Annotated in this window: 22 protein-coding genes; 14 read left to right on the forward strand and 8 right to left on the reverse strand. The window is 42.2% G+C overall.

The features are described from left to right. Nucleotides 1-9: 9 nt before the first annotated feature. From AU377_RS04605 to AU377_RS04620, 4 genes are all read right to left on the reverse strand, one after another. Complete coding sequence (locus AU377_RS04605; protein WP_067404901.1) at nucleotides 10-501, reverse strand: DUF2306 domain-containing protein; 492 nt, start codon at nucleotides 499-501, stop codon at nucleotides 10-12. Nucleotides 502-635: 134 nt separating this feature from the next. Next, the gene (locus AU377_RS04610; RefSeq protein WP_067404903.1) at nucleotides 636-1391 is read right to left on the reverse strand and encodes a hypothetical protein; all 756 of its coding nucleotides are present in this window, start codon (nucleotides 1389-1391) and stop codon (nucleotides 636-638) included. Next, nucleotides 1388-1924, reverse strand: coding sequence for an RNA polymerase sigma factor (locus AU377_RS04615; protein WP_067404906.1), 537 nt, complete (start codon nucleotides 1922-1924; stop codon nucleotides 1388-1390). Before AU377_RS04615 ends, AU377_RS04610 begins: the two co-directional genes overlap by 4 nt. A gap of 154 nt (nucleotides 1925-2078) precedes the next feature. Continuing rightward, the gene (locus AU377_RS04620) at nucleotides 2079-2966 is read right to left on the reverse strand and encodes a DMT family transporter (RefSeq protein ID WP_067404908.1); all 888 of its coding nucleotides are present in this window, start codon (nucleotides 2964-2966) and stop codon (nucleotides 2079-2081) included. 159 nt (nucleotides 2967-3125) lie between these two features. Here AU377_RS04620 and AU377_RS04625 point away from each other — a divergent pair, with 159 nt between their 5' ends. The 3 genes from AU377_RS04625 to AU377_RS04635 are packed head-to-tail and all read left to right on the forward strand — an operon-like array spanning nucleotide 3126 to nucleotide 5001. Next, nucleotides 3126-3326, forward strand: a complete 201-nt coding sequence (locus tag AU377_RS04625) for a PLDc N-terminal domain-containing protein (protein WP_067404911.1) — start codon at nucleotides 3126-3128, stop codon at nucleotides 3324-3326. Then, nucleotides 3323-4222: an ABC transporter ATP-binding protein gene (locus AU377_RS04630; RefSeq protein WP_067404914.1), complete on the forward strand. Its 900-nt coding sequence runs from the start codon at nucleotides 3323-3325 to the stop codon at nucleotides 4220-4222. Before AU377_RS04625 ends, AU377_RS04630 begins: the two co-directional genes overlap by 4 nt. Beyond that, entirely contained in the window at nucleotides 4219-5001 is a 783-nt protein-coding gene (locus AU377_RS04635; RefSeq protein ID WP_067404916.1) for an ABC transporter permease, read from the forward strand. Before AU377_RS04630 ends, AU377_RS04635 begins: the two co-directional genes overlap by 4 nt. A 143-nt stretch (nucleotides 5002-5144) precedes the next feature. Here AU377_RS04635 and AU377_RS04640 read toward each other — a convergent pair whose 3' ends face one another. Then, entirely contained in the window at nucleotides 5145-5408 is a 264-nt protein-coding gene (locus AU377_RS04640) for a hypothetical protein (protein WP_067404919.1), read from the reverse strand. A 141-nt stretch (nucleotides 5409-5549) separates the two neighbouring features. On the opposite strand from AU377_RS04640, the gene AU377_RS04645 reads away from it, so the two are divergent. Next, nucleotides 5550-6014, forward strand: coding sequence for a general stress protein (locus AU377_RS04645; RefSeq protein ID WP_156450384.1), 465 nt, complete (start codon nucleotides 5550-5552; stop codon nucleotides 6012-6014). 27 nt (nucleotides 6015-6041) lie between these two features. Beyond that, the gene (locus tag AU377_RS04650) at nucleotides 6042-6260 is read left to right on the forward strand and encodes a hypothetical protein (protein WP_067404924.1); all 219 of its coding nucleotides are present in this window, start codon (nucleotides 6042-6044) and stop codon (nucleotides 6258-6260) included. 145 nt (nucleotides 6261-6405) lie between these two features. Here AU377_RS04650 and AU377_RS15630 read toward each other — a convergent pair whose 3' ends face one another. After that, on the reverse strand, nucleotides 6406-6558 hold the full coding sequence (locus tag AU377_RS15630) for a hypothetical protein (RefSeq protein ID WP_172794024.1): 153 nt from the start codon (nucleotides 6556-6558) through the stop codon (nucleotides 6406-6408). Between the two features lie 140 nt (nucleotides 6559-6698). Here AU377_RS15630 and AU377_RS04655 point away from each other — a divergent pair, with 140 nt between their 5' ends. The 8 genes from AU377_RS04655 to AU377_RS04690 all read left to right on the forward strand — a co-directional run bounded on the left by AU377_RS04655 (nucleotide 6699) and on the right by AU377_RS04690 (nucleotide 13452). Next, complete coding sequence (locus AU377_RS04655; protein ID WP_067406022.1) at nucleotides 6699-7034, forward strand: L,D-transpeptidase; 336 nt, start codon at nucleotides 6699-6701, stop codon at nucleotides 7032-7034. 271 nt (nucleotides 7035-7305) lie between these two features. Further along, on the forward strand, nucleotides 7306-8154 hold the full coding sequence (locus AU377_RS04660) for a VOC family protein (RefSeq protein WP_067404926.1): 849 nt from the start codon (nucleotides 7306-7308) through the stop codon (nucleotides 8152-8154). 139 nt (nucleotides 8155-8293) lie between these two features. After that, nucleotides 8294-9373, forward strand: a complete 1080-nt coding sequence (locus tag AU377_RS04665; protein ID WP_067404929.1) for an AI-2E family transporter — start codon at nucleotides 8294-8296, stop codon at nucleotides 9371-9373. A 58-nt stretch (nucleotides 9374-9431) separates the two neighbouring features. Continuing rightward, nucleotides 9432-9710 carry a hypothetical protein gene (locus AU377_RS04670; RefSeq protein WP_067404931.1) on the forward strand — a complete coding sequence of 93 codons (279 nt, stop codon included), beginning with the start codon at nucleotides 9432-9434 and terminating at the stop codon, nucleotides 9708-9710. Between the two features lie 339 nt (nucleotides 9711-10049). Continuing rightward, complete coding sequence (locus AU377_RS04675; RefSeq protein ID WP_067404934.1) at nucleotides 10050-10871, forward strand: ABC transporter permease; 822 nt, start codon at nucleotides 10050-10052, stop codon at nucleotides 10869-10871. A gap of 4 nt (nucleotides 10872-10875) precedes the next feature. Further along, the gene (locus AU377_RS04680; RefSeq protein WP_067406025.1) at nucleotides 10876-11709 is read left to right on the forward strand and encodes an ABC transporter ATP-binding protein; all 834 of its coding nucleotides are present in this window, start codon (nucleotides 10876-10878) and stop codon (nucleotides 11707-11709) included. Beyond that, nucleotides 11679-12785 (forward strand): ABC transporter substrate-binding protein, encoded by a 1107-nt coding sequence (locus AU377_RS04685; RefSeq protein ID WP_067404937.1) that lies wholly within the window; start codon nucleotides 11679-11681, stop codon nucleotides 12783-12785. Before AU377_RS04680 ends, AU377_RS04685 begins: the two co-directional genes overlap by 31 nt. Before the next feature lie 181 nt (nucleotides 12786-12966). Next, nucleotides 12967-13452 carry a GNAT family N-acetyltransferase gene (locus AU377_RS04690; protein ID WP_067404941.1) on the forward strand — a complete coding sequence of 162 codons (486 nt, stop codon included), beginning with the start codon at nucleotides 12967-12969 and terminating at the stop codon, nucleotides 13450-13452. Nucleotides 13453-13487: 35 nt separating this feature from the next. Here AU377_RS04690 and AU377_RS04695 read toward each other — a convergent pair whose 3' ends face one another. Together AU377_RS04695 and pepT are read right to left on the reverse strand one after the other, a co-directional pair. Further along, nucleotides 13488-14456, reverse strand: a complete 969-nt coding sequence (locus AU377_RS04695; protein WP_067404944.1) for a multidrug resistance efflux transporter family protein — start codon at nucleotides 14454-14456, stop codon at nucleotides 13488-13490. Nucleotides 14457-14477: 21 nt separating this feature from the next. Continuing rightward, a complete protein-coding gene (pepT, locus tag AU377_RS04700) occupies nucleotides 14478-15704 on the reverse strand; it encodes a peptidase T (protein WP_067404947.1) in 1227 nt (408 codons plus the stop codon). Between the two features lie 160 nt (nucleotides 15705-15864). On the opposite strand from pepT, the gene AU377_RS04705 reads away from it, so the two are divergent. Then, nucleotides 15865-17256, forward strand: a complete 1392-nt coding sequence (locus AU377_RS04705) for an NAD-dependent succinate-semialdehyde dehydrogenase (protein ID WP_156450397.1) — start codon at nucleotides 15865-15867, stop codon at nucleotides 17254-17256. The last annotated feature ends 41 nt before the right edge of the window (nucleotides 17257-17297 follow it).

Consider the following 17297-nt stretch of genomic DNA (forward strand, 5'->3'; position numbering starts at 1 on the left):
ACACCTCCGCTAGATTCTAGGCTGGCATAATTTCTTACGAGAACGCCTCTTTCTTCCAACGAGAATAATGAATGGCGTTCCAATGATTGAAGGCAGAAACCAAAAAAGGAGAACGGGGAATTCGTTTAGCACTGGTATTCTAGGAATGTTGACAACTAAAGTCGCTGTAACAATCCCAATATATGATCCTAACATTCCGCCAATGTGAGAACCCATCCAATTTCTCCATTTCTTTTTAACGGCTGCATAGCCGACAATCGCAAATCCATAGGAGAATAACGCAATGTAAAAAAGGTATTGGCTTTCTTGCCAATGAAGAATCGACATAATTAAAGCAGTGAAGAACACAAAAACGTATGACCCGTGGTAGATTTCACCAGCTAGTGTATGCGTACCTTTTCTTTTTTTGGCAGACATCGCGAAAATGCCGGTGACTAGACATACAATTCCTGAAATAATATGAATCAATAAAAAAAGACTAAACAAATAGTTGACCTCCATATCTTTTAGTCACCACTATTATTTTAACACAATATTTCGAAATGTTTATCGAGAAAAGACAAGGACAAAAAATTCGTCCTTGTCACCTTAAAATATTACCAGTAAGAAATAAATCCTCTTTAACACAGATGGGATTAGTCCACAATTTCAAACGTTTCTAACATACGGTGAAATCTTGCACCATGTCCTTCTGCGGCTTCGAGGAAATAACGTTCTTGGATGATGAAGCTGCCTTCTTTGCCGTTGCTAATGACATACGTATGAACGACTGGATCTAGCCGATCGTTGCCGCCGTTAATGCCGTGCAGTAAGTAACCTTGAACAGGTTCAGTCACTTCCTCGATAGCTCTAAGTTCTGGAAATTCTTTTTTCAGTTCGGCTTCCACTTTTTTAACGAGATCTTCTGGTTTTTCGTTTGGTACTTGTTTAATTTCCATCGAGACTTCCGGATATTCGGCTGGAAGCGGTTCAGCAGTTGTTACAATGTCTGCGTCTTCACCTTTTGTCATTTTATACCGTGTTTCATCGATATAAATGATGTATTCAGCGTCGGTTCCTTCATGTAGGTTGACGGTGTTCGTTTCGTCTTGTCCTTCGATGTTTTGAATCACTTCTTTTTCGGGAACGAACATATCTTTAATTCCTTTGATAAGCGCCAAGCCTGGCTTCGTGTTTAAACTAAAGACGATTGCCAAAGCGGCGGCGACTATGATGATAAGCGGTATGATTTTGTTTTTTCGTTTCATTTTTTTTACGGCTCCTTTAGGATGATTTTCTTCACTGAATAACGTTTCTTCTAGTCCATTCCAAATATCTTCCTTCATCGATTCAGTTTCTCGATCTGTCTGTTGATGCAGCGCTTTTGTTATTTTTTTATCGAATTCATTCATTGAAAATCGTCCTCCTTTTCGATGAAATCAAGTGATTCCTTCAAACGTTTTCTTGCCTTAAATAGTCGAGACTTCACGGTGTTTTGATTGAGCCCAAGAATATTTGCAATTTCTTTTTCCGTAAAACCTTTAACATATTTTAAAATAAGCGGAACACGATGGATGTCATCTAATGATTGAATCGTATCGTATAGACTTGAAAGTTCATCAAATGATTCCATAGCGATTGTTGGGTCGTTTTCCAGATCGGGATGTTCAAATTTCGAAAGCATCTTCTCTTTTTTCATTAATCGAAGACATTCATTCGTTAATATCCGATAAAACCACGGCACAAATGGCAGCACAGGATTGTAGCTTTCTATTTGTTTATAAACACGGATGAACGTTTCTTGAACGGCATCCTTCGCCATTTCACGATTGCGTGTGATGGCCGAGGCCGTTCGGATGGCATAGTCCGCATAAGCTTCATAAAAAAGTCGGAATGACTGCTTGTCACCTGCTTTGATGCCGCGGATCCAATCCTCTTTCACCATTTCTCATCTCCTTTTAAGCAACATTCTTTGTCGTCCGGACTTTGTTTTTTGTTGCTCTTACTATATTTACCCGCGAAAGAGTGAAAAAGTTTTCGGGAAGAGAATAAAAATAAAAAAATCCTCGAATAACGAGGATTTTAATGAAGTATTTTTCTTAAGAGTGTTTAAATTTTCGGCGTTCTGCAAGTGTCGGTAAGGTCATACCTATTAAAATAACGACAATGCCGGCGATTTGCAGGGATGTGATGACTTCCTTCAGCATAATAACGGACGCTGTCACAGCTACTGGCAGTTCCATTGCGCCTAAAATGGATGTCATAGTCGTCCCGACCTTCGGAACAGCGATCGAAAACAAGTAGATCGGAATGATAATGCCAAAAAAGCCAAGAATTAGTCCATATATCCACAGTCCTTGTCCAAAAAGAGTGCCATTCCAAACAATTTCTGGCGTTTGGAAAAAGAAGATGGCGATTGCGGCAAAAAAGGAAGTAAATAATAGTCGTGTTGTTGTATCCATGTCTTTAATTTGTTTTTGATTAATCATCAAAAATGAAGCAAAGCTAATGGCTGAGGCGAATCCCCAAGCCCATCCTTGCCATGGAATACTGCTAATATCAGCATCGATGACGCCGGCTGCCAAAACAGTTCCGCCCAAAAGAAACATCAATGAAAAGACTTCAATTCTTCTCGGAAGTCTGCGGCGGGCAATACAATCGAACAACATACCGATCCACGTAAATTGGAAAAGCATGACGACTGCCAAAGAGGCGGGCATATAGACGACTGCTTGCCCATAAACTGTCCCAGTCGTTGCCGTAAAAAGCCCCGCAAGCGGCAAAATAAACCTGCCCTTAAAAACAGGTGCTTTTCGTTTAACGACGGTAAAAAGAATGAGTGCTAAAAAGAATCCGGTAAAGTATTGGCTTGTCACAGCTTCAGCAGCTGTGAATCCATCTTGAATCGCAAGTTTTATAATGGTCGATAAAATGCCGTAGCTGCTAGCCGCGACAATAATAAGCAGTGGGTACATCCATTGTTTCATAATGCTTAGTCCTCCAGTTCCATTTGAACAGTATACCATTTAGAAGGATATCCGCAATAAAAAAAGGTTATGGAAGGAATAAAGAAGTTTGTTATATACTATATAGAACAGAAAGTGATATAATAACGATAATTAATGCTAGAAAGGTGTGAATATAAAATGTCTGAACTGGCAACTATTCCATGGCATCTTATTTGGCCGCTCATTGCGCTTCAATTTATTCTCATGATCGTTGCACTCGTTGATATCATTCGCAATCAGCGAACGAATGGTCCAATGGTCATGTGGCTTCTTATTGTGATTTTTATTAATACAATCGGTCCGATCCTCTATTTCATTTTCGGGAGGAAACAAGGATGACGTTATTGCATGTAGATCGTCTCACTAAACAGTTTGGCAATGCATTGGCAGTCGACGCTTTATCTTTCGAGTTAAAAGAGCATACAGCTACCGCTTTAATTGGCCCGAATGGTGCAGGGAAAACAACGACATTATCGATGCTGGCGGGGCTGTTGAGTGCAACGGATGGAAGTATAAAATTCCAAAAATCTGATCGACGGGATGTTCGCTCACTCATTGGATTTTTACCGCAAGCACCGAAGTTTTATCCGTGGCTTTCCGCACTGGAATTCACGGAAATGGCAGCACGCATAAGCGGAATGGAAGCTAGGCATGCGAAACAAGAAGCAAAAAAGACACTTGAATTCGTAGGGATGGCGGAAGCGATGACGAAAAAAACCGCCACATTTTCAGGCGGGATGAAGCAGCGGCTTGGGTTAGCGCAAGCGATTGTGCATAAGCCGAAACTTTTATTGTTAGATGAACCCGTAGCGGCACTCGATCCGGTTGGGCGTCGCCAGGTGATGACATTATTGAAAGAAATCCAACAGCAAACGACGATTTTATACTCGACACATATTTTAAACGATGCGGAAGAAATGACCGATCAGCTGCTTTTTTTACGACAAGGAAAACTCGTCGAGCAAGGAACGTTGGATGGGGTTCGGGAAAAATATGCCGAGCCAAAGATCGTCATTGAATTCGATCAAATCGAAGGGGCTCGTCTTTTTAAGGAAAGTGCACCTTGGTCAATGACGATAGAAGGGCGTAAAGCGTGGTTGGATTTATCCGATCAAGCGGTTCATATGAACGACATATTCTCCTCGCTTAGTGCTAAAACCTATAACGTCCGGAAAGTGGAACGACAAACTGCTAGCCTTGAGGAAATCTTCATGAAGGTGGTGCTCGATTCATGAATGGGCTCGGTGTTTTACTTTTAAAAGAGTGGCGGGAAATGGTGCGGAGCTTTAAGTTATTATGGATTCCGCTCGTTTTTATCTTTTTTGGCATTTTAGAACCGATCACGAACTATTATCTTCCAGAAATTATGAAAACCGTCGGAAACTTGCCGGAAGGGGCAGAGTTTACTTGGCCTGAGCTGCAAGGTAAAGATATTTTTGTCTCATTGTCTGGACAATATCAGTTCATCGGGATCTTAATGATCGTTTTAGCATTTATGGGAACGATTGCGGGAGAGCGAAAATCCGGCACAGCGACACTTCTGTACGTACGCCCCTTGTCATTCACCAGTTATTTTTTTAGTAAATGGCTAGTTATCAATGCTGTCCTTGTCGCTAGTGTATGGCTAGGATTTTCAGCAAATTGGTATTATGTTCATATCCTTTATGATGCGGTTGAGCCTAAACAAGCATTGGCATTTATTATGACCTATAGTCTTTGGATCGTTTTCGCAACGACGACTGTCCTTATGTTTAGTGCTTGGCTCCCGACGGGCGGCACGGCTTTTGCGGGCATTTTTCTTCTAGTATTTTATCCATTCATTGACACAACCATTGGTGCGTATTGGAAGGTGTCTCCCTGGAAATTACCGACCTACGCTTCTGATTGGTTTGACCCGACCTTAGATCGTTCGCATTTATGGATGAGTGGAGGCGTAACCCTACTCTTAATTGTTCTATTTATTGTCTTTGGTATTTGGATGTCGAAACGAAATGCTGCGAAAACAACCGTTTAAAACAAGTGAAAGCAAGCAGATCAAATGACAGAAGAAATCATTTCCCGGGAAATGTTGACAATAAATGACACGAAGTGCCTGGCACCACCATACAATTTATTAAAAACCCGTGCATCATTCTGGAATGGAATGATGCACGGGTTTTATGATTCTCCTAAATCTTCCGCACGAATGCCTGAACCAGGAAATTTTTCGATCGTAGAAGATCTTGTTTTTGTATCATAATGAATTTTTTCCTCTTCTAACTCGAGTCTCTTATCCTCAAGCGGAATCGCATCAACTGTCTGCATATCTTCGTGCATATCGTAAATACTTTCCTTGGCTGAACGCAAATTTTCTGGGTTATCCATATAAGGTCCGTCGGCATCTTTACGATCATCTGCTGTGAACACACGTTTTCGCTCCATAATACTCACTCCTTTCTAAGACAACTACTTTTATTTTCGGCCTATTTCAGTAAACTATACGGTTAATTGACCTGTTAGTGGGCATATTAAAATTCAGGCAGTTGATTTTTATGTTGGAAAGGAGTGAAAGGGTCGGATAGGTTGGAAAACAAAAGGTATATGGGAACACAGTATTCGGTCGAATCGGCGTTATATAAAATCCAGGAACTGTTATCACAAGGCTACTCAGAAAATGACATCTACCTTGTCACAAACGACCGGGATGACTTTGAAACGCTGAATGGTTCGACAGACGCAGAAGTCATTCTCGTACATGGTGAAAACTGGCGTCAAAAATTTGATGATTTCATGAACGGTAAATTTGAAGATGAATATGCGCGTCAGCAAATGGGTTTTTCTCTTCAGCAAGCAAAAACAAATTTTATTGAAACAAGTGATGGTGGAGTTCTGTTTTTTGTAACAGAACAAGATACCGATCGCAAGGATGAAATGGACAGCGGTGTTGAAATTGGCGAAAATGGCCAGATGCTTGATAGTTTCGACGAAAAAACACTAGTCGTTAACGATAATGGCAATTATCCACGCATTAACACTACGAATTTATGATTATAGACCGGAATGGAGAAGATGAGCATGATAGATAAACTTGAAATAAAGGATTTGTTGCAAAAAGATACTGTAAACGAGATAGTTGAATTTGGGGTTAGCATAGAAGGGAAGGAATATCGGGGCCATTTAAAAGATGGTGGTCTTAGCTGGATGAACATGCGCCCGAGACAAGAGGATCACCAGGTGAGTCTAAATGATGTAGTGAATGAAATAAAAAGGAGAATCGACGCACGTCATCAATAAGTGGCGACTAAGACTGTCCAAAGGGGCGGTCTTATTTCACTTGTAAATAGACGTTTGTTTGTTATATATGAATAAATCGGTCCCCTTTCAATAGGAGACCGATTTATTTTGAGGTGAACCGAGAAGCTTGGGAGATCGCTCAAGATTATTGCCAATTCATGCCTGAATTGCTTCCGCTTTTACTTGTGTTTGTACCTGTGAAAGCCTCAATTTGCTTCATTAGCTTATCTCGAGCGTTTTTATTCCTCATCAAATACGCTGCGCCAAGACCGAGTGCTGCCATTGCCATTTTACTCATGGAATGTCGTCCTCCTCGTATGTGGTATTTGTGGTTCACCTTATTTTGCCCTAGATGAAAAAGACTATGCATACATTTCTATCAAAAATTGAATTGGCTTCATACAATACAGCATTCGTTATTGTATGGGGGTGAGGACGATTTCTTATAGGATAGAAATTTCCACGAATCAGCATCGTCTCCGTCTTTATAACGGCGATCGATTGGTGAAAACATATCCGATTGCTGTTGGGAAAATGGTAACGGCTACGCCGACGGGAACTTATACGATTATTAATAAACAAGCACATCCAGGAGGACCTTTTGGCGCTTTTTGGATGGGTTTATCCAAACCTCATTACGGCATTCACGGCACGAATAATCCTTCATCTATAGGCAAAAGTGTCTCCCACGGTTGCATTCGTATGTACAATAAAGATGTTCTGCAATTATCGTCAATTGTGCCAGTTGGGACAGTTGTGCGTATTCATCGTTAAAATGCAAAATAAAAGTAATTGAATATCGCTTTGCAGAAGCCTGGCGCCATCATTTGCTTTCACAACATGCTGGCGCCGGGCTTTTTGTTTTAAGTCCTTATTGAGGTTTGGTTACTTCTTCCAGTGTCATCCACATTTTTGACCAACGTTCAATCATTATGACAGCCAATTCTTTCGCTGGAAACTTAAAAATTTGACATTTTTCACTATAGCATATAAAGTTAGTTACATTAAGTAAGCAACTTACATTGATTAGACAGGAGGAATAGCAATGATTTTCCATAAAACACCCCATATATACACGGGGGAAGTGTATCTTAACGTTACAAACCTAGACAGATCTATACGCTTTTATAAAGAAGTAATTGGTTTCAAAGTGCTAGAAGAGCATTCGAATAAAGTTGTGTTAACTGCGGATGGGCAAACCCCACTTCTGATCATCGAACAGCCTGAAAATGTCAAGCCGAAAGAATTTCATAAGTCAGGATTGTACCATTTTGCATTGTTATTACCTGAGAGAGCTGATCTAGGTGCCATTATTAAACATTTTGTTCAGCATAATGTGAGACTTGGTGCTTCGGATCATCTTGTGAGCGAAGCGCTCTATCTATCCGATCCCGATGGCAATGGAATCGAAATCTATACAGACCGTGATCCAAGTGAATGGAATTGGGAAAACGGACAAGTAGTCATGCGTACGGATCCACTCGATGGAGAAAGTATTGTTGCGGAAAGTGCTGGACGAACATGGGAAGGGCTGCCGGATGGAACGATTATGGGACATGTCCACTTACATGTTGCACATTTACCTGAAACTGAATCATTTTACACTGCATTAGGATTTGAAGTCGTAACTACTTATCCGCAAGCGTTGTTTATGTCGTCAGGGAAGTATCATCATCATCTAGGACTCAATACGTGGAACGGTGTTGGAGCACCACGCCCATCTGCTGAAAGTGCTGGACTTCAATCGATTACGCTTATTTATCCAAAAGAAGCGGTATTGGAGGAAACAATAGAAAAAGTAAGGGCAATTGGTGCAAAGGTAGATTCGTTCGGAAATGGTTATAGAACAGAAGATCCTTCGGGCAACAAGATGATTCTTCGAATTGAGGAATAAAATAAGTGACAATGAAAAGGCCGTTCGAATGGAACAGCTTTTTTTCATTGTTAGCTTGAAACTTCCCCCGAAGCTGAACGTATAACAGTTAGTACTTAAAAGAATAATGCAAAATAGGATGGTAAAAGGAAGTGAACACGTGACAAAGAAATTATGGTTTCAAGTAGGTGCTGGTATACTGCTTGCGATGCTTATTATTAAATATTTTTTAGAAATTAATAGCATCTTTACGCCGGTTGTAATTATCTTAAAAGCAATATTTGTGCCATTATTGCTAGGCGGCGTTTTGTATTATATTACGGAACCGATCCAACGTTTTTTGGAAAATCGAAAAGTACCAAGATGGGGATCGATGTTATCAATTTTCGCGATTCTTTCTCTCGTCATTTGGATTTTCATCGCTATTATTGGGCCGCCAGTGACGAAGCAAATTAATCACTTAGTTGAAAATGCACCAACCCTTGTGAAAGAAATTAACAATATGAAGGACTTTGCGCTGCAGCATAAGGATGACTTGCCACCAAATTTACAAGAATCAATCGACAGTGCAGCAAACTCACTTCAAGCAATTGGTGTTAAATTTGGAAAGTGGATCGTACAATTTTTACAATCTTTTTTCCAAGCGATGTTTTTATTAATTTTAGTCCCGTTTTTCTTTATTTTTATGTTGAAGGATCATGAAAGATTTGCACCGTTTGTTTACAACTTCTTTACGGGTGAGCGGCGTAAGTGGGTTCAGAAAACGCTACATGATATTGATAACGTATTGCGCACATATATCCAGGGGCAATTGCTCATTAGTTTTATCCTTGCCTCAATGCTGCTGATCGGGTATTTAATTATTGGTTTACATTATGCGTTGTTGCTTGCAATTTTTGCGTTATTTATGAACTTAATTCCATTCATTGGACCTTGGATTGCGGTGACACCGGCATTGATCATTGCTTTTACGCAAGATCCTAAATTGGTCATTGGTGTTGCGATCGTTACGCTCGTTGCACAGCAAGTTGATAGCAACTTAATTACCCCGAATGTGATGGGGAAAACACTCGATATTCATCCGTTGACGGTCATTACGGTCATTTTGGCAGCTGGAAATATTGCTGGTTTTCTTGGTATTATTCTTGCTATTCCGACGTATGCAGTCGGAAAAGCAATCGTCAAAAATATTTATGAAAGGCGGCGTGAAATTCGGTTGGCCGCTACAAAGAACGTTTAAACTTTTGCGTATGGAAAGAAGGAAATAGCCCATTCTTATAGAAAAGGATGGATGAGGAATGGCCAATAAATTTCCAGTCATTCATACAAATATATGGGACGCGATTTGGGCGATACCCGTTATTTTGCTCGTGCTAGTTGTCTTGAAAATATTTTTCAAGCTTTCAACAGCGTGGCTATCTACCGTCGCGACAATAACAGGGTTGGTTATTTCAATTTTTATTAGCCATCCCGGGAATTTAGTAGCGGGGATTTTTATGGGGTTTTTCTATAGTGGGGCGGCAATGGGCACCATTTATTCTTTTAGAAATTCGTTTCTTGCGTATCGAGAAAGTTAAGAAGGCGTTTAAGTAAAAGAACGAACAGGCGAAAAGCTTGTTCGTTCTTTTATTTGTGAAAAAAGCGAGTTTCCCGCAATGCGTCTCGAGTTTCCCGCAATCTGTCCCGAGTTGCCCTGAAAGCGTCCAGTTGCCCGCAATGCGTCTCGAGTTTCCCGCAATCTGTCCCGAGTTGCCCTGAAAGCGTCCAGTTGCCCGCACCAGTCATCGAGTTCCCCGCAATATGCCCCGAGTTGCCCCAAATGACTAAGTTTCCTTCTCCCTTAAGCTATTATCCTCCGTACGCCCAACACACTTTTTTAGGCAAACACATATTATTTAAAGAAGAGGTGGTGAACGTTGGAGAAAAATGAGACAGTCGTTCGACATGATCCATTTGAAATCGAGCGGCGGGAATGGAAGCGGCGGCAAACGAAGGAACGATTAAAACAATTATTAACGATCGCCTCGCCGATCTTTCTTTTACTGCTGTGGGAAAGTTTGTCCAGAACGGGCATGATCGACATTCGCTTTTTCCCGCCGCCGTCAGCAATTGTCGGCACGTTTTTCGAAATGATCGCAAACGGGGAAATGGCAAAGCATATTGGCGTTTCCATGTACCGAATTTTTGGTGGTTTTTTTCTTGGTGTCATCCCTGGTGTAATCATTGGGCTTTTAATGGGGCTATACACGCCCATCCGGCACTTTGTTTCTCCTATTATTATGGCTCTAATGCCGATTCCAACCCTTGCTTTGCTTCCAATTATTATCATTCTGTTCGGCATTGGTGATTTGTCGAAAGTCGTTACCATTGCAGGAAGTGTTTTTTTTCCTGTTGTCATCAATACAGCGGCCGGCGTTTTGAATATCGACAAGAACTATTTAGATGTTGCGAAAAACTATGGGGCAGGCAAACAAGACTTTTTTCTGAAAATCGCTTTACCAGGCGCGTTGCCCGTTATGCTGGAAGGCATTCAAATGGGGCAGGCGATTGCTTTATTGACGATTGTCGCGGCTGAAATGATGGGGGCAACGTCGGGAATTGGTTACCTCATTTGGATCTCCTACAAAGCTTTTTTATTGAAAAAAATGTATGTTGGGCTCATCTTGATTTCATTTTTCGGCTATTTGTTTTCCATTTTACTAAGGGGTATTCAAAAGAAATTGTTGCCGTGGAGGTGAGTAGGTGGAACGAGATGCAAAAATTACGATTACAAATTTAACGAAAGCTTTTTATAAAAAGCAAGGTAGTGTTACGGCGCTAGATAACATTAATTTGACCATTCAAGAAGGGGAGTTTGTTTGTCTCGTCGGCCCAAGCGGCTGCGGGAAAACGACATTGCTGCGGATTTTGGCCGGCCTTGAAGATCCGAGTTTAGGTGGATTCACGATCGCGACGGAACGGGAAGATCGTCCGCTTCAATCGATGGTCTTTCAAGAGCGCGGGATTATCCCTTGGCTAACCGTTGAAGAGAACGTCGCATTTGGATTAAAAATGCGCAAGCTTCCGAAAAAATTTATCAAAGAAAGAACGGCTTATTATTTAAAAAAGACAGGTCTTGAAAAGTTTTCCGCGCTGTATCCGAAGGAATTGTCCGGTGGGATGAAGCAGCGGGTCAGCATTGCAAGAGCCTTTGCAAACGATCCTGAAATTTTACTCATGGACGAACCGTTTGCGGCGCTTGATGAACAGAACAAATTCATCCTCCAAGAAGAGCTGCTATCCATTTGGGCGGAAACGAAAAAAACTGTGTTATTCATTACCCATAGCATTGACGAGGCGCTTGTGTTGAGCGATCGGGTCGTGCTGATGAGTTCTCACCCCGGCAGAATTTCTCAAGAAATTAACATCACAATGCCACGCCCGCGAGGAATGGAAGACATCCGAAACGATCCTGAAATGGCAAAGCGCTTTGTGGACATATGGGATCATTTACAAGAAGAAGTGCAGCAATCCAGATGGGAAGATGAACATAAAGGAGAAGGATCATGGCGAAGTGGATTAAAAACGGATGGGTAATGGCGTTGTTTGCGTTTATTTTAGTAATGGGCGCTTGCGCTTCAAAAGAAACGGTAAAACCCGGCACGGGAAATAACGAACCGGATGTAACAACCGGTGATTATCCTTCGGGGGATCTGTCGCCGCTTAAAAAACGTGCAAAAGTTGTCATTGCCGAAGACGGTGCCGCATCCGGTGCAGGCTTTTACATTGCAAAAGAAAAAGGCTACTTTGAAGACTATAATATCGAAGTGTCATTTGCGGACTTCGCCAATAGCGATGATATGCTACCAGCACTTGCGGCAGGGGAAGTCGACATTGCGGGCGGTGTTTCAACGGCATCATTCTTCAATGCAATTGCCCAGGGAATCGATGTGAAAATTATCGCTGATAAAGGACATAACGTGCCGGGCAAGTCCTATTTCACATTTGTCATCGGTAATCATATGGTCGATCAAATTAAAGATTATCCTGATTTTAAAGGGAAAAAAATTGCTGTTTCTTCACGCAACTCCATTGACGGCTATATATATGATGAAATGCTGAAGCACGCCGGATTAACGGAGAAAGATGTGGAATTCGTCCTCTTGTCAGACTTCGGAAGCATGCTTGGCGCGATCGAAAACGGCACAATTGATGCGGCATTGAATATTGAACCACTTATTGCCCAAGGGGTTGCCAACGGATTCCACGTTCGTTTCAAAGATGCAACGGATTATGCGCCGGAATCCCAAATTGCGATGGTATTGGGCTCGCCAAAGTTCATGTTGGAAGAGCGGGACATTTCACTGCGCTTTATGGCAGCCTATTTAAAAGGGGTTCGGGATTATAACGACGCATTTATTAAAGGCATCGGTAAAGATGAAATCGTAGACATCATGACGAAGCATACCGCGTTAAAAGATCCCGCGCTTTGGGATCAAGTGCACGTAACGGGACTTGATCCTGATGGGAAAATGTTTGTGGAGGATATTCAAAAACAGTATGATGCTTATAAAGCGAATGGCGCCATTCAAGGGGATGTGGATTTAGACAAAGCGATTGATACGTCCATGACGGAAAAAGCGGTAGAGATTATTGGGGAATATGAACGGTAAGGTTAGTTGAAAATGATCTATGCAGGGGATTTTCCCATTAGAGGCCAAATCATACGGGGATTTGGTCTTTTTTTACGCCTATTAAAATACCGATCAATAATTATGCCGTAACTGAACACTATGCATGTTATGTTTTCACGAATCATTTATAATGAAAAACAAAAAGAAGAAAGGATCTAACATGGACATCAAATTTGCCAAGACATCGGATGCTCCGATTATTCATCACTTAATGATTCAGGCATTTACGGAATATAAAAATGAAAACCCGCCTTCAAGCGCTTTATTGGAAACAGCGCAGTCTGTTTCTGAGGCTTTAGAAAATGGTGAGCAGGGGTTAATTGTTTATATGGACCATCAACCAGTCGGAATGGTTCGTTTCAAGTTCCAAAGCAATGGCATATGTTTTTTCAGACTGTCAGTCATCCCTGAAAAACGGGGTCTTGGCATTGCGAAGAAACTGTTGTTTTTTTTAGAAGCTTTTGCAATAGAAAAAGGACTAACGAGCATCTACTGCAATGTGCGTCTGACGCTGCCCCAAAATATTATGCTGTATCGTTCAATTGGTTATACGATTTATGAAAATGATGAGGTGCATAGACCGAACGGCACTGTGAAGATCGTGAAGATGGTGAAAAGACTTGATGAAGCGGAAGAAAAGGTATGACAAATGAATTGCCGCACCTTTTCTTCGCGTGAAAATCATTCTACAACAGGTTTCATTTGGCTTTTCTTTCCAACAGCTGTGTGATAACTATGCAAGGCCATGCCGACGATAATGACGAAAATCCCCGCAAGTGAAAGGGTACCTGGAAGTCCCATGCCAAGTAGAAGCATTTCGCCTAGCATGACAAAAATGAGCTGAATCGATTGTGTTGCTTCTACCGCGGCAAGTTTCCCTTGATGATCTTTTGCAAGATCCGTCGCCATGAAAAACAATGTCGTTGCAATGACACCCGAACTTACCCCGACAATAAATGTTTGTATGAGTTGACTGGACGAAGGCAGTCCAACTGTCAACAGGGCATAAACCGATAGACTGATCCAAACAGGAAGCGTCATGAGAGTCATGCCAAGCACACGCTGAAACGTATCCAGCCGTCCGCCGAGCAGTGCCATCATTTTCCGGTTGCCAAGCGGGTAGGAAAAGGCGGCGATGATGACTGGCAGAATGCCAAGCATTAATATCCGCAATTCTACACTTTGCGCGTGCGGAATTTGGATAAGGATCACGCCTAAAAATATAATAAGTGTAATGCCCAGTGAAGCGACCGGTATTTTTTGCCGGACTTTTTTCTCTCCATTTGCCGTTTTGACAACAATCGTAAATAACGGCGCTAACAATACCCCTGCAATAATCGTTAATTGCCAAGTTCCGGCAAGCAGCCATCCCGGACTAAAAGCGGCCGCATATGTAATCGGCGCGTAAAATAAAACAAAAGCGACGTTGCTCCACATGAAAAATGGGACAGGCTTTTCTTTCATTTCATGAAAAGTCACGCGGAGCCCTTTCCGCATCGCCACAATCGCAATTAAAAAAGGCACCATGAAAAAATAGCGGAGGGAGGCGCTCCAAAGCCAGCTGCCCCCCGATAATTCCATGGAGCGATTTAACACGAATGTTACCGCGAAAAAAACTGATGACAAGACCCCGATCCATATCTCCCTCATTTAGAACATCTCCTATTCCCATTAGGATTGCTGTTCGAAAAGCTGGACAGCTTCTATGATAACGTTTGTCGCTTTGACCATATGATCCGCCGAAATATATTCATATTTCCCGTGGTAGTTTTGGCCGCCTGTGAAAACATTTGGTGTCGGCAATCCCATATACGATAATTGGGAGCCGTCCGTACCACCGCGAATTGGAATAATGTTTGGCTCAATGTCCAGCTTTTTAAATGCTTCTGACATCGTTTCCACAATTTCCATGACAGGCTCAATTTTTTCACGCATATTGAAATACTGATCATTCAATTCCAATGTCACAGCACCAGTGCCATAAACCTTTTGTAATTGCTCCGCCGTATCGACAAACAATTGCTTTCTTGCTTCAAACGTTTCTCGGTCGAAATAACGAATAATATATTGAAGCGTTGTTTCCTCGATGGAGCCTTGAACATCCATTAAGTGGATAAAACCTTCATAGTCCTCTGTTTTTTCAGGGATTTCATTAGCAGGCATCGCCGCTTGGAACTGATTGGCAATTAAAATGGAATTCACCATTTTATTTTTCGCAGATCCAGGGTGAATATTGGTTCCTTTAAACGTCACTTTAGCACCTGCTGCATTAAAGCTTTCATATTGCAGCTCGCCAAGCGGTCCACCGTCCATTGTGTAGGCGAAGTCCGCCCCGAATTTTTCCACGTCAAACTTATGCGGACCGCGTCCGATTTCTTCATCCGGCGTAAAAGCAATACGCAACTTGCCATGCTTAATAGTAGGATTTTGAATCAAGTACTCCATCGCCGTCATAATTTCGGCAACACCTGCTTTATTGTCAGCGCCGAGGAGGGTCGTGCCATCTGTTGTAAGAAGTGTCTGCCCGACATAGTCTTTCAGTTCAGGGAAATCCGCTACGGACATAATGGTCGTTTCATTCAATGAAATATCCTTGCCATCGTAGTTGTCAATGCGCTGTGGACGAACATTCTTACCCGTATAATCTGTTGCCGTATCGACATGGGCGAGAAAACCGATGACAGGCACATTGGCATCTGTATTCGAAGGCAATGTAGCAAATAAATATCCGTTGTCATCTAGCGTAATTTTCTCCATCCCAATTTCCGCTAATTCCTTTTGCAGCTCATGCAATAGATCCCATTGCCCCGGCGTTGATGGGGTGGAACTGCTAGATGCGTCCGACTGCGTATCAATTTTTGCATAACGGACAAGCCGTTCGATTAATTTTTCTTTCATACTAAAAATTCCTCCTCAAGGTCAATCGATATGCTCATCTTATCAGTTTACTTCGAACCGTGGAATATTTTTGTTTGCAATTAAAGGGATTAGTGATGAATTTTCCGATTTATCTGGTAAAATTAAGGTGAGTCTAGCAAACAGTCATAAGAAGGGGTGTTTGGGAATGGTATTAATCGTGAAAAACCCTGCAACAGGAGAAGTTGTTGGAGAAGTAAAAAAGCATTCGGAAGCTGAAATCATGGAGGCGCTTGAAAACGGACACGATGCATTTGGGCAATGGTCCAAAGTGAATGCACATGAACGAGCGAGGCTGTTGAGAAACTGGTCACGCCTTATTCAGGAAAACATAGGGGAAGTTGCGGAAATTATGACGCGTGAGAATGGGAAGCCGCTAAAGGAATCGGTTGGGGAAGTCCATTATGCTACCGCTTATATTGATTGGTTTGCAGAAGAGGCGCTTCGCGTGTACGGCCGAACGATTCCTGCGCATACCGAATCGAAACGCATTATCGTAAACCGTCAGCCGATCGGACTTGTCGCCGCGATCACGCCATGGAATTTTCCAGCGGCGATGATGACGCGAAAAGCAGCACCGGCACTCGCAGCGGGATGTACATTCATCGTGAAGCCAGCAGAAGAAACGCCGTTAACGATGATGAAATTAGTTGAACTCGCCCAGGAAGCTGGGATTCCTAAAGATGTACTTCAAGTTGTCAATGGGGAAGGTCCAGTTGTTGGTAAACTATTTACAGAAAGCAAGCATGTAAGAAAAATTACGTTTACGGGATCTACGCCAGTCGGTAAACAGTTGATCAAAGAAAGCGCGGATACTGTCAAGCATGTCACAATGGAGTTAGGTGGACATGCACCTGTCATTGTGGCGGAAGATGCGGATATCGACTTCGCTGTTGAGCAAACGATGTTGTCGAAATTTAGAAATGCGGGTCAAACATGTGTCTGCGCTAATCGGATCCTCGTTCATGAAAATGTTGTCGATGAATTTTCGGAAAAACTGGCAGCGGCAGCGGGTCGGTTAACTGTGGGGAATGGATTGGACGAGCAAACAGATATTGGTCCGATTATTAATAAAAAAGGATATGAAAAAATTACTGCGCACGTGCAAGATGCGATCGACAAAGGGGCGGAGGTATTAGTTGGCCACCAATACGATGCAAACGATGAAAAAGAATATTACTTTGTCTATCCAACAGTGCTCAAAAATATCGATGAGCGAATGACCATTATGCATGAAGAAACGTTTGGCCCCATTGCACCGATTACAAGCTTTAAAACAATCGAAGAGGCCGTGGAGATTGCCAACGACACAGCGTATGGTCTAGCTGCCTATTTCTTTACAAATGATTATCGCGTGGGTACGTACTTACATGAAAATCTGAACTTTGGCATTATCGGTTGGAACGACGGGGCAACGTCTGCCGCGCATGCTCCTTTCGGCGGCATGAAAGAAAGCGGCCTTGGCCGTGAAGGCGGGACGGAAGGAATAGAGCCGTACTTAGAAACGAAATATGTGTCGATTGGAAACTTGTAAAAGCATAAGAAACGGCAAACACCAATTATTTCAATGGTGTT

Origin of the sequence: Sporosarcina sp. HYO08, assembly GCF_001563475.1 — a bacterium.
Classification (GTDB): domain Bacteria; phylum Bacillota; class Bacilli; order Bacillales_A; family Planococcaceae; genus Sporosarcina.